Genomic DNA, 14,215 nt, shown 5'->3' on the forward strand with positions numbered 1-14,215 from the left:
TGGTCAGATCACGCCGCTGCGCAGGGCGTAGACCACGGCGTGGGTGCGGTTGCGCAGGTGGAGCCGGGTGACCACGCCGTGCACCACGCTCTTCACCGTTCGCTCGGAGTAACTGAGCTTCGCGGAGATCTGCTTGGTGCTCAATCCCTCGGCCAGCAGGCGCAGTACCTCGATCTCCCGGTCGGCCAGCCCCGCGATGTTCAGGCCGGCCGGCACCAGCGCCTTGTCCCTGATCGATCTGATATGGGCGATCAGGGCCTGCTGCACCCCCACCGAGGCCTCCCGACCCCCGGCGGCGGCCTCCTGGACGGCGCGCTTGATGTCGTCGAAACCGCTCTCCTGCCGGTTGAGGTAGCTCACCAGGCCGAGGTCGATGGCCCGCAGCATGTGGTGCTCGGGAAACTCGTGGGCGACCAGCACCATCGGCAGCATGCGGTCCGGGGTTTCGTGCTGGACCCGTTCCACCCGCGACAGCGTGTCGCTGGTCACCTCGGTCGCCAGCACCAGCAGCACATCGGCGGGATGGCGCCAGGTCCAGTAGTTGGCGGTGACGTCCTTGCACGAGGAGAGCCACCAGACGGCGCCCTCACCGGTCACCTGATCGTTGGCGAGCACTGCCACCGTGACAGATTTCACCACTTTGTCAGTCATCAACTGTCCTCCGGCCACGCGTTGGACCAAATTCCCGGCGTGGGAATTCCCCAGGAGCCCGCCGCAGTCTTCGAGTGCCCCGGCCACTGCGCCGCTCTCACTTCCCTTGTGTGTCACTCCACTATCACCTCTGACGCCCAGTCACGAAAAATGGTTCGCCTGAGCACCTGCCGCGACGATCACCGGGGTGCTTCCTCGGGATCGACGAACCCGGCACTGGTGACACGGCTTCCAGCGCCCCGGGCGTTCACCGGTGCCCGGGGCGGGCCGACCACGGAGCACCCGGACCCGCGCCAGGGGTGGACCCGAACCACCCGAAGCAGCGGCATCCGCCGGCGCCAGGCCCCCGAACAGGCCAGATGCACCGAGACCGCGCCGAGACCTCGCCGTGATCACTCCCCGGCCCCGTCGCGGTTCACGCGCCCGCTGTCCCAAGGTGCAACGCTCCCCGCCCCAAAGGGCAGCACTGCTTGCGTTACGTCAACGTTGCGGTTCATCGTGGAATCGGGCCGAACCCCGCAGGCAGCGCTAACAGCTGTGCAACAGACCCGAATTGAAACCCTTCCAGACGTACTTCGGACAGAGAGGAAGCCTGCGGTCATGACCCCCCACGGGATATCGACGGACAACGCGGCGCGACAGCAGCCGGAAAGACCACCGGGCGGCCGTTCGCCGACCGCCGCGCAGTTGATCTCCCGAATGCCGTCGCCGAACTCGCTCAGCAGAAGCAGACGTTGGCCACCCGACTGGGCTGGGCGGCCAATGTCCCGAAATAGCCTCACGGACGACGCTGCAACAACCGCCGCAATCGCCGCAACCGCCCCGGCCGCCCCCAGTAGAGGCGGCTCAAGGCGGCGGTCGGCGCGGCGCGCTCAGGAGTTGAGGATCTGACTCTTCTGCGTCTCGAACTCGGCCTCGCTCAGCAGCCCCTGAGCCTTCAGGTCACCGAGCTGCTTGATCTGGGCGATCTTGTTGTCCATCGTGTCCGCGATCGGGGCGGCCGGGGACGGCGCGGCGGCCGGTGCGGGCGCCTGGGCCTGCTCGGCGTACGCCTGCTGGGAATCCTGCTCCGCCCAGCGGCCCGCCTGCCGACGCGACACGCGGTTGGAGACGGCGGTCGCCGTCCCGGCGATCACAGCGGTGCGGGCGACCCCGCGGATGAGGCGTGGCATGTGCTTCTCCTTCCAGCGCGGCCGGACGCGTCAGCCGCGCGCCTCGGCCGCCTCGAGCGCGGCGAGGACCTCCTCGTAGGGGATCCGCCCGCCGGCCACCAGCCGGGCCCCGCCGCGCCGCAGGGCGGCGGAGAGGGGTGCGGCCCAGAGGTTCTCGTAGACGACGATGCCCGCGGAACTCCCGGGGTCGAGCGCGTGGCCGGCCTCGCCGATGTCCTCCTCGTCCAGCAGGCCCGACGACGAGCCCTCGAAGACGGCCAGGTCGAGCGCGCCGTCCCCGGTCAGGTCGGCGAGTTCCACGGCGATGACGGACCCGTCCAGTTCCTTCCTCACGAAGGTGAGGTCCAGGATCCGGATGATCCCCCGGTCGACCAGGTCGACCAGCAGCGGCAGCCCCTCACCGGTCATCCGGCTGCCGGGAAACTCCACGATGAGGTAGTCGATGGGGCCCAACTCGTCATCATCGTTGCTCACGGTCGCTCCTCTCCTCACAAAGAGCGAAGTACCACCAGCAGCCCCCATCTGCTCGCCAACGCCCTTGCTTCCGGTTTACCACCGTTGCGCCGCCGATGCCCGCCACCGCCCGCGCGGCCCGGTCCACCGCCTCGCCGCTCCGGGCCCGCGAGGACTGTCCATGTCGGTTCGCCACACCCGCCGCCGGTCAGCGGCGGTCCCTGCCCACATACCGGCCCCGCCGTACGGCTCCTAGGTTTCGGAACAACTCCCGTCCGCCATCCGTCGTCCGTACAGCGGACGCTTCCGAGGAGGATCCCGAACCATGGACCAGCACGAGCTGACGGAGCGTCAATCCGACCTGGATCCGGCCTCCCCCGAGGAGTTCCGGATACCGGTGACCGGCGGTGGGCTCGCCGTGTTGCGCTGGCCGGCCCGGCGGGCCGACGCGCCGGTGGTGCTGGCCCTGCACGGCATCACCGCCAACGCGCTGAGCTGGGCCCGGGTCGCCCACCACCTGGCCGGGCAGGTCACCCTGGTCGCACCCGACCTGCGCGGCCGGGCCGGCAGCGGCACGGTGGCCGGACCGTGGGGCCTCGACGCGCACGCGGACGACGTGGTCGCACTGCTCGACGCCCTCGGCCTGGAGCGGGCGGTGGTCGCCGGGCACTCGATGGGCGCCTTCGTGTCCGTGCTGACCGCCGCCCGCCACCCGGACCGGGTGGCCTCGCTGGTGCTGGTGGACGGCGGTCTGGGCATTCCCGCCCCGGCGGGGCTGGACGGCGACGAGTTGATCGCCGCCGTACTCGGACCGGCCATGCACCGGCTCTCGATGACCTTCGCCGACCGCGCGGCCTACCGCTCGTTCTGGCAGGCGCATCCGGCCTTCGGCGCCGCCTGGAGCCCGTGGGTCGACGCGTACATCCAGCGCGACCTGGTGGGCGAGGAGCCCGAGTTGCGCTCCTCCTGCCGGCTGGAGGCGGTCCGCGCGGATGCCCGCCAACTCTTCGCGGCGCCGATCCTCGACGCCATCCGCGAGCTCGCCTGCCCGGCCGAACTGCTCTGGGCCGACCGGGGGTTGCTGGACGAGCCGCAGGGCCTCTACGACCGGCGGCGGCTGACCGCGGCCGACCTGGACAGCACCGGGGTGGTGCCGCTGCGGGTGGCCGGGACCAACCACTACACCATCCTGATCGCCGACCCGGGCGCCGCCGTGGTCGCCCGGCGGATCACGGCCGCCGCCTACTGATCTGACGTCAGGAGCTGTAACCGCAGGGCGAGTTGCAGTTCGAGCGCGCGGTCGGGGGAGCTCCAGTCGGGTCCGAGGATGGACTCGATCCGGTCCAACCGCTGGACCACGGTGTTGACATGGATGTGCAGCTCCTCCTTCGCCCTGGTCAGGTTGGCCCCGCAGGCGAAGTAGGCGCGCAGGGTGCCGACCAGGTCGGTGCCACGCCGGGCGTCGTAGTCCAGCAGCGGACCGAGCACCCCCCGCACGAAGCCGCCGACCTCATGCCCGTCACCGAGCAGCACGCCGAGGAAGCCGAGTTCGGAGGCGGCCGAGCCCTCGCCGGTGCGGCCCAGCACGTGCATGGCGCGCAGGCAGCGCACGGCCTGCGCGTGCGCGGCGGCCAGCGCGGCCGGGCCGGCGGCGGGTCCGGCGGCGGCGACCGTGACGGGGGCGCCGGTGAGCTGGGCCAGCTGGGCGGCGGCGGTCCGGGCGGCCTCGGCGGGCCCGGTGGTGCCGTACGGCAGCAGCAGGACCTCGGTGTCACCGTGCTCGGCGCTGATCCCGCCGCGACCGAAGAGGTGCTGCAGACCGGCGGCGGACAGCTTGGCGCGGGTCTCGCCCCGGCACTGGGCGACCAGCAGCAGCTGCGGGCGGTCCAGGTCGGTGCCGAGCCGCCGACCCCGGTCGACCAGCCCGGCGGGATCCCGGTCGGGCGCGGTGAGCAGCTCGGTGAGCAGCTCACCGCGGATCCGGTTCTCGGTCTCCGCGACGGTCCGGCGCAGGAGCAGCAGCAGCGCGGTGACCACCCCGGCCCGCTCGAAGAGGCGTCGGTCGGGGTCCTCCAGCCGGGGGTGGTCGAGCAGTACCAGACTGCCCAGCAGTTCGGGCCCGGCCAGCGCCGCGCAGACCCAGTGCGGGCCCAGCGGCGTGGCGCGGCCGGTCGCCCGGGAGTCGGCCGCGGCGGCGGTGACCGCCGCCGGAGCCGGCTGCGGGCCGTGGCCCGCGTGGGCGATCCGGTGGCCGCTGGGATCGTGCACGGCGATGGGGGCGCCCAGCAGCTCGGCGACGGCCGCCGCCACATCGGCCGTCGCACCGCCGCGCAGCACCAGGTCGGTGAGCCGGTCGTGGGCCTCCTCGGCCCGCTGCACGGCGGCGGCGTGCTCGCGGATGACGCCGTTGGCCTCGGCCAGCTCGGCCAGCGCGGCCCGGGTGTCGGCCAGCGCGTGGGCGGTGTCGATGGCGATGGCGGCGTGCGCGGCCAGCGAGCAGAGCAGCGCCACCTCGTCCGGTGAGAAGGTGCGCGCCGTGCGGTCGGCGGCGAACAGCACGCCGATGACCTTGCCGCCGTCCTGACTGCTGGAGCCGAGCAGCAGCGGCACACCCAGGATGGCGACCAGGCCCTCGTCCCCGACCCCGGTGTCGATCGCCGTGGTGTGCCGGAACCGCTCGTCGGTGCGGTAGTCGGGGGTGGCGTAGGGGCGGGCCGTCTGCGCGACCAGACCGCCGAGTCCCTTGCCCAGCGGCACCCGCAGGGCCTGGAAGAGCGGGGCGACGGAGCCGTCGGTCACCCGCATGTAGGTGTCGCCGGCCCGCTCATCGGGCAGCGTCAGGTAGGCGGTGTCGGTGCCGAGCAGCAGCCTGGCGCGGCGGACGATGGAGCGCAGCACGGCGTCGAGGTCGCGCAGCGCGGCGAGGTCGCTCGCGGTGTCGAAGAGCGCGGTGAGTTCGGCCTCCCGGCGGCGGTGCTGGCGCAGCGTGCGCTGCACCCGTAGGGCGAGCCAGCCGGCCTCGTCGATCTCGGCCAGCTCGTGGGCCGGCGCACCGCCGGCCCGGGCCTCGGCCACCGCCTGGCCGATCTCCTCGGCGCCGGCTCCGTCGGCGAGCAGCTCCAGCAGGCGGCGCAGGGCTGAGGTGACGCGGTGGTCGGACATGGTGGCCGCAATCGTTTCACAGGGGGTCCGGGGACGGCAGGGGTGGCTGTCAGCCGGCAACCGGCACCGTCAGTGGGCGGTCAGTGGGCGGTCCAACCGCCGTCCAGCGGCAGGGAAGCGCCGGTGAGGTAGCCGGTGTGCGCGGAGCAGAGCCAGAGCGCGGCCTGGGCGACCTCCTCGGGCTCGATCAGCCGCTTGATCGCCGAGCGCTCCAGCATCACCCGCTCGATGACGTCCTGCGCCGCGATGCCGTGGGCCAGCGCCTGGGCGGCGATCTGGTCCTCCACCAGGGGCGTTCGGACGTAGCCCGGGTTGACGCAGTTGCTGGTCACGCCGTGCGGCGCGCCCTCCAGCGCGACCACCTTGCTGAGCCCCTCCAGGGCGTGCTTCGCGGCGACGTACGCGACCTTGAACGGGCTGGCCCGCAGGCCGTGCACCGAGGAGATGTTGACGATCCGTCCCCACTCCTGCCGGTACATGTGGGGCAGCGTGCGGCGGATGATCCGGAACGGCGCCTCGACCATCACCCGCTGGATCAGCTGGAAGCGCTCCGGCGGGAACTCGTGGACGGGGGCGACGTGCTGCAGGCCCGCGTTGTTCACCACGATGTCGGCGTCGTCCGGCAGCCCGTCCACCGCGTCCGGGTCGGCCAGGTCGACCACCAGCGCGATGCCGCCGATCTGCTCGGCCACCGCCTCGGCCGCCCGCGCCGCGCGGTCCACCACGTACACCTGGGCGCCCGCCGCCGCGAAGGCCAGCGCGCAGGCCCGGCCGATCCCGCCGGCCGCCCCGGTGACCAGCGCGGTGCGGCCGGTCAGGAAGGGCTCGGGAACCGTGGCCTGCTGGATGCTCTCCATGACCGGCCACGGTAGGCAGCGGGGCGGGCCTCTCCTATGTGGGTGACCACCACAGTGGCCGGCCTGGTCATGGGTCAACCTGCCATGCGCACGGGCTCCTCGGGTGCCGGCCGGCTCGCACCCGAGGAGCCCGCCCGGTGGCTACGGAGCCGGCTGCGGCTGGGTGACGCAGTGGATGCCGCCGCCCTGCCCGGCGCCCGCCAGCAGGCTGCGCGCCGCCTCGATCAGCCGGGCCCGGGTCTGCTCGCCCTTGGCGGAGGCCCGTGGCCGGCGCGCCGGGCCACTGTCGGCCGTCGGCCCGGCCGGCCGGGGGTCGGCGGGGTGAACTTCCTCGGAACGCGTGGCCACGGCCCCACCCTAACGACTCGCCACATCGGTGCCACGGCTGGGCTCAGCCCGGCTCCGGCGGCCCGAGCCGCGCCGAGCCCCGGTCAGGCGGCCTGCCGCCGGCGGCGACGGCTGATGCTCTCGCCCCGGAGCAGGCTGCGCAGCCGGCCGAAACGGGAGAAGCGGTCGCGGTCGGCCGCGGAGGCCCGGTCCAGCTCCTCCATCAGGCGGCGGGAGCGGTGGTCCAGGTCCAGCTCGTCCAGGATCCGGTCGATCTCGGCCAGCAGGGAGCCGTGCAGCTGCCACGCCTGGGGGTGCTCCTGGACCCGGCGCAGCAGCAGCTGGGCGACGTTGTCCCGGCTGGCCCAGGCGGCGGCGAGTTCCGAGGTGAGCCGGCTCTCGGCCTCCTCGGCGTTGCTGCTGACCTGGGTGCTCACCAGGACGGCGAAGCTCACCAGCGCGGCCCCGACGTGACTCAGCAGCTCCTCCAGCTCCAGTGCCACGTCCGGCGGGAAGAGCGGTTCGTCCGCCGCCCGCCGCTTGGCCAGGTCGGTCAGCGAGCGGGCCAGCACCCGCACCACGACCACGCAGATCTCCAGGGTGTCCAGCCCGGTGCGCAGCACCAGCCGGGAGAGCAGCCCTTCGCTGATCCGCGGGTTCAGCCGCAGGCTGTCCTCGGCCTGGCGAAGCGCGGCGTCGACGTCCGCGATCGCCTGGTCGAGGCGGCGGGCCTCGTGCAGCCGCTCGGCCGCGCGCTCCACCCGGGCCGGCACGCCCAGCTCCTCACCGATCCGCAGCAGCAGGTGGCGGGCCCGGCGGGCCAGGTCCTCGATGGACTCGCCGGCCGTGTCCACCCAGACCGGCGGGGCGAACACCAGGTTGAAGAGCAGCCCCACCACCGCGCCCACCAGGGTCTCCAGCACCCGGTCCCAGGCCTGGGACGCCAACCGGGTCACCCCGAGCACCAGCATCGCGCTGATCGCGACCTCGTTGACGAACTCGTCGACCCGCACGAATCGCCCGATGGTCAGCGAGGCCAGGATGATCAGCCCCAGGCTCCACCAGCTCAGTCCCATCACCGAGCTGAAGCCGATGGCGATCACCACCCCGACGACGACCGAGTTCACCCGGCGGATGCCGGTGGTGAGGGTGGAGTACAGGGTGACCTGGACGACCAGCAGCGCCGTGAGCGGCGCGGTCAGCGGCGCCGGCTCGTTGCTCACCCGCAGCGCGACGACGTAGGCGAGGGTCGCCGCGACGGTCGCCCGCACGCTCTGCACGACCGCCGGATCGCGCCATCCGCGCCGGACAACCCCCACCACTGGCTCGGTCAAACCCACTCCTGGCATCCCCTCCTTCTTCCCGCTTCGGGGGCGAGTCGACACCAGGGGGGTCGAATCAGCCACACTTGCACCTGAAACGCCATCCCGGTGGCAGATCCACGACGCCGGGTACCCGTGTTCCGGGGGCGGACATGGGGCCAACCGGGCAAGCTGACTGCGATCCGCCCTCCGACGAGAAGGTAACTGCCTTGGCCACCGACTACGACGCTCCGCGCAACACCAACGACGACACGAACGACGACAGCATCGAGGAACTGAAGGGCCGCCGCGACGACAAGGCCGGCGCCACGATCGACATCGACAGCGAGGCCGTCGAGGGCATCGAGCTGCCCGGCGCCGACCTGTCCGGCGAAGAGCTCACCGTCCGGGTGGTGCCGATCCAGCAGGACGAGTTCACCTGCATGACCTGCTTCCTGGTCCACCACCGCACCCAGCTCGCCGGTGAGGACAAGAAGGGCCAGCCGATCTGCGTGGACTGCGCCTCCTGATCCCACGCGCTGCCGCCTGCTGGACACCGGCGTGTTCAGTGGGCGGCAGCGGGTACGGGGTCCTTATGGCACTCATTCGTGGACGCCGTGCCGGCGGCGGTCGGGCCCCCGCCAACGGGGACGACCAGGAGACCGCCGACGATCTCAGCTCGCTCACCGCCGGAATGGAGCACTGGGACCTCGGCCCGCCCGAGCAGGACGCCGCCCGGCAGGCGCGCGGGCGCCGGCGGATGACGGCGCTGATCCGCGACCTGGCGCACGGCAACGGCACCGGCCACGGTGAGCCGGGCCGGCGCGAAGCGGGCCGCGGCGTCGGGGTCGGTATCCGCGGGCTCACCGATCGCCTGCTGGCCCTCGCACCGCGCATCCCGGTGCGGGACCTCGCCACCCTGCGCGCGCAGCATCCGCACGTGAGCGGCCCCGAGGAGCTGGCCGACCGGCTGGTGGCCGGGGCGAGCCGGGCCTCCAGCGCCGTCGGCGCGGGGGTGGGCGCGGCCGCCATGGCGCCCGTACCGCCGGCCATGACCGTGGAGCTCGCCGCCGAGACGCTCGCGATCGCCGCGGTGGAGATCAAGCTGATCGCCGAACTGCACGAGGTCTACGGGCAGCGCCCGGCGGGCACCGGCTCGCAGCGCGCCACCGCCTATCTGGCCTCCTGGGCCAACCGGCGCGGCATCGACCGGGTGAGTCTGACCACCCCGGGCGGCCTGCTCGCGCTCAGCGCCGGCTCCCGGGTCCGCCGCCAGGTGGCCAAGCGGCTCACCCGCAGCTCGCTGCGGAAGCTGCCGACGCTCACCCCGTTCCTGCTCGGCGCGGTGGCCGGTGCCCGGCTCAACCGGCACGACACCCGCCGGCTCGCCGCCCGGGTCCGGGCCGACCTGCGGCGCGGCTACCCCGGCGGGCCCGGACACTGGGCCCCGCGGCCGCGATGAGTCCGCTGCGGATCGCCGTGGTCGGAGCCGGACCGGCGGGTCTCTACACCGCCGAGGCGGTGCTGAAGCAGACGGCGGCGGACGGGGCCGACGAGGTCGAGGTGGACGTGCTGGAGCGGCTGCCCACCCCGTACGGCCTGGTGCGCTACGGCGTGGCGCCCGACCACCCGTCGATCAGGTCGATCGCCGACTACCTGCGCCGGGTGCTCGAACACCCCCGGGTGCGGTTCCTCGGCGGGCTCTGCTTCGGCGTCGACGTGAGCCGCGAGACGCTGCTGGAGTGCTACGACGCCGTGGTCTACGCGACCGGCGCGACCCGCGACCGACGGCTGCGGGTGCCCGGCGAGGAGCTGCCGGGCAGCGCGGCGGCCGCCGAGTTCGTCCGCTGGTACTGCGGGCACCCGGATGTGGCTCCGGCGAGCTTCGACCTGGACGCCGTGTCGGTCGCGGTGATCGGCGCCGGCAACGTCGCGCTCGACGTGGCCCGGATCCTCGCCCGGCCGGCGGCCGACTTCCCGGCCACCGACGTCCCGGAGCCGGTGCTCGCCGCGCTGACGGCCAGCCGGGTCGAGTCCATCCACCTGATCAGCCGACGCGGACCCGCCCAGGCGAAGTTCACCCCCCGGGAGCTGCGCGCGCTCGGTGAGCTGCCGGGCTGCGACGTCCTGGTGGACCCGGGCGACCTCGACCTCGACGCCTTCGACCCGACCGGCGCGAGCAGCGAGGCGGCCCGCGCCGACCGGCGGATCCGCGACAACCTGGCGGTCCTCACCGACTGGGCGCACCGCCCGCCGCAGGGCCGCGGCAGACGCGTGTCGCTCGGCTTCTGGCGGCGCCCGGTGGAGCTCACCGGCCCCGACCGGGTCACCGCGCTGCGGGTCGAGCGGACGGCCCTCGACCCGCGAGGACGCCTGGTCGGCACCGGCGGGTGCGCGACCCTTCCGGTGCAGCTGGTGCTGCGCTCGGTCGGCTACCGCTCCGTACCGCTGCCCGGGGTGCCGTTCGACGAGCGGCGATCGGTCGTGCCCAACGCCGAGGGACGGGTGCTGGGGCCCGACGGCACCCCGCTGCCGGGCGAGTACGTCGCCGGCTGGCTGAAGCGCGGACCCACCGGGGTGATCGGCACCAACAAGTCCGACGCGGCCCAGACCGTCCGCGCCCTGCTCGCCGACCACCCGGTCACCGCTCCGACGTCCACCGCCGACCAGCCGGCCACTGCCCCGTCGGCCGCCGACCCGACGGCCCGGCGACCACGGCTGACCGAGCTGCTGGCCGCCCGCGGCGTGCGGCCGGTGAGCTACGACGCCTGGCTGGGCATCGACCGCCGCGAGCGGGAGCTGGCCACCGAGCTGGGCCGCGCCGCCCGGGTGAAGCTCTCCGGCTGGGCGGAACTGAACCGCGCGGCGGGACCGCAGGGGCGCACGACGGGACCGCAGGAGCGCGCCTGACCGGTGAAGGGTGCGCAATGCCATGCCCAAAGGTGAGCAATGCCACGCCCGTCAGCCGCTTAACACGCCCATGCCCTGATCACCGGATACGGAATGACAACGATCGGACAATCTGAGGTTCTTTTGAGGTTTGTGTCCGATTTTGTCGCTTAGTCTGCCCGGATTGCCCGGCCTGGACCGCGCCGACCCGGCGTCGGCGTTTCCCGGCTCGAGACGAAACGGAAGGACTGACACGTTGAGCGCGCCCGAGTCGACAACGGCGTCCCACCACAACTACCGCCGCACGCTCGGCACGATCAGCCTGACGGCCGTCGGCCTCGGCTCGATCATCGGCTCCGGCTGGCTGTTCGGCGCCGAGCGGGCCGCCAAGCTGGCCGGGCCCGCCGCGATCCTGGCCTGGGTGATCGGTGCGGCGGTGGCGCTGGTGATCGCCCTGACCTACAGCGAGCTCGGCTCGATGTTCCCCAAGGCCGGCGGCATGGTCCGGTACGGGCAGTACTCGCACGGCTCGCTGGCCGGCTACCTGGCCGCCTGGGCCAACTGGATCGCCATCGTCTCGGTGATCCCGGGTGAGGCGACCGCCTCCGTGCAGTACATGAGTTCCTGGCACTTCGGCTGGGCGCACCAGCTCTTCGACGGCGAGAAGCTCACCACCAGCGGGGTGGCGCTGGCCAGCGTGCTGCTGGTCGGGTACTTCGCGCTCAACTGGTTCGCCATCACGCTCTTCGCCAAGACGAACACCGCGATCACCGTGTTCAAGGTGGTCGTCCCGGTGCTCACCGCGGGCAGCCTGCTGCTGGCGCACTTCGACAGCCACAACCTGACCGCGCACGGCGGCTTCGCCCCGCACGGCTGGAACTCGGTCTTCACGGCGGTCGCGACCTCCGGCATCGTCTGGGCCTACAACGGCTTCCAGTCCCCGCTCAACCTGGCCGGCGAGGCCCGCAACCCGGGCAAGTCGCTGCCCAAGGCCGTGATCAGCTCGATCCTGATCGCGCTGGTGATCTACATCGCGCTGCAGGTCGCCTTCATCGGCGCGCTGCCGCACGACGGTCTGGCGCACGGCTGGTCGGGCATCGGCTACAAGTCCCCGCTGGCCGACCTCTCGCTCGCCTGGGGCCTGAACTGGCTGGCGCTGCTGCTCTACTCGGACGCCTTCATCTCCCCCAGCGGCACCGGCATGATCTACGCGGCCACCACCTCGCGGATGATCCACGGCGTCCAGGAGAACGGCCAGCTGCCGTCGATCTTCGGCCGGGTCGACCGCAAGACCGGCGTGCCGCGCCCGGCGCTGCTGCTCAACCTGTTCATCGCCTTCCTCTTCCTGGCCGTCTTCCGCGGCTGGGGCTCGCTGGCCTCGATCGTCTCGGTCGCCACCGTGATCTCCTACGTCACCGGCCCGGTCACCGTGATGGCGCTGCGCCGGCTGGCCCCCGACCTGGCGCGCCCGGTGCGGCTGCGCGCGATGCCGGTGATCGCCCCGGTCGCGATGGTCTTCGGCTCGCTGGTCCTCTACTGGGCCCGCTGGCCGCTGACCGGCAAGGTGATCGTGCTGATGGCCGCCGGCCTGCCGATCTGGGCCTGGTACGAGCTGCGCAAGCCGTGGGCCGAGCTGAAGCCGCACCTGAAGGCGGGCACCTGGATGATCGCCTACCTGCTGGTGATGGCCGCCGTCTCCTGGGCCGGCAGCACCGAGTACGGCGGGCAGGGCTACATCCCCGAGGGCGCGGACCTGGCGCTGGTCGCCGTGCTCGCGCTGGTCTTCTACTACTGGGGCGTCCGCAGCGCCTGGGCCAACCCGTCGCTGGCGCAGGTCCGCGAGGAGCTGGCGCAGGCCGCCGCCGAGCAGCCCGAGCCCGCGCAGCCGGCCGGCGTCTGAGGCCGCGGGACCCACGACAACGGGCGAGGCCTGCCGCAGCCGCGGCAGGCCTCGCCCGTTGTGCTACCCGACCATCCGTCAGCCGCAGAGGGCCGCCAGCTCGGCCGGCCGCTGTGGCGTGCCACCGAGCAGGCCGTCCAGCACGGCCGGGGCCAGGCCGAGCGCGGTGGTCATCCCGATGCCCGAGGTCACCGAGACCACCCGCACGCCCTCGGCGGGGGCGGCGACCAGGTAGGGGCGCACGCCGGAGGCGTACACGCCCCGCCAGCGCTCACGGACCGTCAGCTGCCCCACACCGAGCAGCTGGGCGGTCTCGCGCAGCACGGCGGCGTCCAGCTCCTCGGGGTCGAAGGGCGCCGGGGTGACGTCGTAGGTGTGGGTGTCGCCGATGGTCAGGGTGCCGTCGGGGCGCTGGGTGAACATCAGGTTGAGGCCGATCCGGATCAGCTCCGGGTGCTCGCGGGTGAGCCGCTCGCGCACCGCCGCCAGGCTCGGGCAGGCGGCGAAGCCGTCGTAGCGCAGCAGCGAGAAGCCGGTCTGCACAGCGGGCTCGATGTCCACCTGGTGCGGGTTGTCCACCCGCAGCATCCGCAGCACGCAGCGCCGCACGGTGGACTCGGCCGCCAGCTCGGGGAAGTGCCGGTCCACGTCATGGCCGGCGGCCAGCACCACCGCACCGGCCCGCAGCTCACCACGGCTGGTGCGGACCAGCCCCGGCTCGATCGTGTGCGCGGTGGTGGCCCAGTGGAACCGGACCCCGCGCTCGGCCAGGTGGCGCGCGATCGCGGGCACACACTCACGCGGGTCGACCCGCACGTCATCGGGCAGCCAGGCACCACCGACCACACCGGGACCGACCGGCACCCGCTCGGCCACCTGCGCGGCACTGAGCAGCCGCACCTCCTCGCCCCCGCGCACCTGCTGGAACTCGGTCAGCACGGCCAGCTCGTCCTCGGCCCGGGCAACCATCACGGTGCCGGTGCGGCGCAGCCAGAACCCGGCCCGCTCGGCCAACTTGATCCAGCGCGACCGGGCCTCCAGCCCATAGCCCAGCGCGACCCCGGCCTGCGCGGTGGCACAGGCATGCCCGAAGTTGCGCACCGAGGCCCCCGTGGCCCGCTCGTCACGCTCCACCACCGCTACCGACAGCCCGCGCTCCAGCGCCTCGTACGCGTGGGCGAGGCCGACGATCCCGGCGCCGACAACCACCACATCCGCCGAGCCCAGCGTGTCGTTCACGGTTCTCCATCCCGATGCGCCGGTGCGGTCGGCACATCCACTGCAAGCGTCAAGTTGTATGAACAACTTCCTTCGGGCTGAAACCTACGACCGCCCCCGGAACACCCCGAGAGACAGCCGATGAACACCCGGTGAACACCCGGGCGGCACCTCGGACCAGGCGGCGCTGGGGGCTCAAGCTCCGCGCAAGGAAGGGAAGCTGGCAGCAGAGAGCGCACTCAGAGATTTCGTACCTTCGGGGCCCCGCCCGCCGATCGGAGCCCC

13 protein-coding genes are annotated in these 14,215 nt (G+C 73.0%); 5 read left to right on the top strand and 8 right to left on the bottom strand.

Features of this window, described 5'->3' with window-relative positions; all coding sequences use genetic code 11:
• Nucleotides 1-3: 3 nt before the first annotated feature.
• From OG403_RS08520 to OG403_RS08530, 3 genes are all read right to left on the bottom strand, one after another.
• Nucleotides 4-651: a helix-turn-helix transcriptional regulator gene (locus tag OG403_RS08520; RefSeq protein ID WP_329562801.1), complete on the bottom strand. Its 648-nt coding sequence runs from the start codon at nt 649-651 to the stop codon at nt 4-6.
• An 872-nt stretch (nt 652-1,523) separates the two neighbouring features.
• Nucleotides 1,524-1,823 carry an SHOCT domain-containing protein gene (locus OG403_RS08525; RefSeq protein ID WP_329562803.1) on the bottom strand — a complete coding sequence of 100 codons (300 nt, stop codon included), beginning with the start codon at nt 1,821-1,823 and terminating at the stop codon, nt 1,524-1,526.
• Between the two features lie 30 nt (nt 1,824-1,853).
• On the bottom strand, nt 1,854-2,297 hold the full coding sequence (locus OG403_RS08530; protein ID WP_329562804.1) for a DUF6325 family protein: 444 nt from the start codon (nt 2,295-2,297) through the stop codon (nt 1,854-1,856).
• A 304-nt stretch (nt 2,298-2,601) separates the two neighbouring features.
• On the opposite strand from OG403_RS08530, the gene OG403_RS08535 reads away from it, so the two are divergent.
• Entirely contained in the window at nt 2,602-3,525 is a 924-nt protein-coding gene (locus OG403_RS08535) for an alpha/beta fold hydrolase (RefSeq protein WP_329562805.1), read from the top strand.
• Here OG403_RS08535 and OG403_RS08540 read toward each other — a convergent pair.
• The 4 genes from OG403_RS08540 to OG403_RS08555 form a co-directional block, all read right to left on the bottom strand.
• Nucleotides 3,519-5,438, bottom strand: coding sequence for a helix-turn-helix domain-containing protein (locus OG403_RS08540; protein ID WP_329562807.1), 1,920 nt, complete (start codon nt 5,436-5,438; stop codon nt 3,519-3,521). The genes OG403_RS08535 and OG403_RS08540 overlap by 7 nt on opposite strands.
• Before the next feature lie 80 nt (nt 5,439-5,518).
• Nucleotides 5,519-6,295: a 3-hydroxybutyrate dehydrogenase gene (locus OG403_RS08545; RefSeq protein ID WP_329562809.1), complete on the bottom strand. Its 777-nt coding sequence runs from the start codon at nt 6,293-6,295 to the stop codon at nt 5,519-5,521.
• Between the two features lie 141 nt (nt 6,296-6,436).
• Nucleotides 6,437-6,643, bottom strand: a complete 207-nt coding sequence (locus OG403_RS08550) for a hypothetical protein (RefSeq protein ID WP_329562811.1) — start codon at nt 6,641-6,643, stop codon at nt 6,437-6,439.
• 83 nt (nt 6,644-6,726) lie between these two features.
• The gene (locus tag OG403_RS08555) at nt 6,727-7,971 is read right to left on the bottom strand and encodes an FUSC family protein (RefSeq protein ID WP_329562812.1); all 1,245 of its coding nucleotides are present in this window, start codon (nt 7,969-7,971) and stop codon (nt 6,727-6,729) included.
• Between the two features lie 182 nt (nt 7,972-8,153).
• Between OG403_RS08555 and OG403_RS08560 the strand changes: the two genes are divergently transcribed.
• The 4 genes from OG403_RS08560 to OG403_RS08575 all read left to right on the top strand — a co-directional run bounded on the left by OG403_RS08560 (nt 8,154) and on the right by OG403_RS08575 (nt 12,712).
• Nucleotides 8,154-8,453: a DUF4193 domain-containing protein gene (locus OG403_RS08560; RefSeq protein ID WP_329562813.1), complete on the top strand. Its 300-nt coding sequence runs from the start codon at nt 8,154-8,156 to the stop codon at nt 8,451-8,453.
• A gap of 65 nt (nt 8,454-8,518) precedes the next feature.
• Nucleotides 8,519-9,385 carry a hypothetical protein gene (locus OG403_RS08565; protein WP_329562815.1) on the top strand — a complete coding sequence of 289 codons (867 nt, stop codon included), beginning with the start codon at nt 8,519-8,521 and terminating at the stop codon, nt 9,383-9,385.
• Nucleotides 9,382-10,833 (top strand): FAD-dependent oxidoreductase, encoded by a 1,452-nt coding sequence (locus OG403_RS08570; protein WP_329562816.1) that lies wholly within the window; start codon nt 9,382-9,384, stop codon nt 10,831-10,833. The genes OG403_RS08565 and OG403_RS08570 overlap by 4 nt, the downstream gene beginning before the upstream one ends.
• A 235-nt stretch (nt 10,834-11,068) precedes the next feature.
• Nucleotides 11,069-12,712, top strand: coding sequence for an APC family permease (locus tag OG403_RS08575; RefSeq protein WP_329562818.1), 1,644 nt, complete (start codon nt 11,069-11,071; stop codon nt 12,710-12,712).
• Nucleotides 12,713-12,790: 78 nt separating this feature from the next.
• On the opposite strand, the gene OG403_RS08580 is transcribed toward OG403_RS08575, so the two are convergent.
• Entirely contained in the window at nt 12,791-13,951 is a 1,161-nt protein-coding gene (locus tag OG403_RS08580) for a TIGR03364 family FAD-dependent oxidoreductase (RefSeq protein ID WP_329562820.1), read from the bottom strand.
• Nucleotides 13,952-14,215 lie beyond the last annotated feature (264 nt).

The organism is Kitasatospora sp. NBC_01266 (assembly GCF_036242395.1).
GTDB lineage: Bacteria > Actinomycetota > Actinomycetes > Streptomycetales > Streptomycetaceae > Kitasatospora.

Excerpts from the sequence above, each read along its gene's own strand:
- OG403_RS08570 (WP_329562816.1), top strand. The coding sequence starts at position 9,382 with ATGAGTCCGCTGCGGATCGCCGTGGTCGGAGCCGGACCGGCGGGTCTC.
- OG403_RS08535 (WP_329562805.1), top strand. The coding sequence starts at position 2,602 with ATGGACCAGCACGAGCTGACGGAGCGTCAATCCGACCTGGATCCGGCC.
- OG403_RS08525 (WP_329562803.1), bottom strand. The coding sequence starts at position 1,823 with ATGCCACGCCTCATCCGCGGGGTCGCCCGCACCGCTGTGATCGCCGGG.
- OG403_RS08565 (WP_329562815.1), top strand. The coding sequence starts at position 8,519 with ATGGCACTCATTCGTGGACGCCGTGCCGGCGGCGGTCGGGCCCCCGCC.
- OG403_RS08555 (WP_329562812.1), bottom strand. The coding sequence starts at position 7,971 with ATGCCAGGAGTGGGTTTGACCGAGCCAGTGGTGGGGGTTGTCCGGCGC.
- OG403_RS08545 (WP_329562809.1), bottom strand. The coding sequence starts at position 6,295 with ATGGAGAGCATCCAGCAGGCCACGGTTCCCGAGCCCTTCCTGACCGGC.
- OG403_RS08540 (WP_329562807.1), bottom strand. The coding sequence starts at position 5,438 with ATGTCCGACCACCGCGTCACCTCAGCCCTGCGCCGCCTGCTGGAGCTG.
- OG403_RS08520 (WP_329562801.1), bottom strand. The coding sequence starts at position 651 with ATGACTGACAAAGTGGTGAAATCTGTCACGGTGGCAGTGCTCGCCAAC.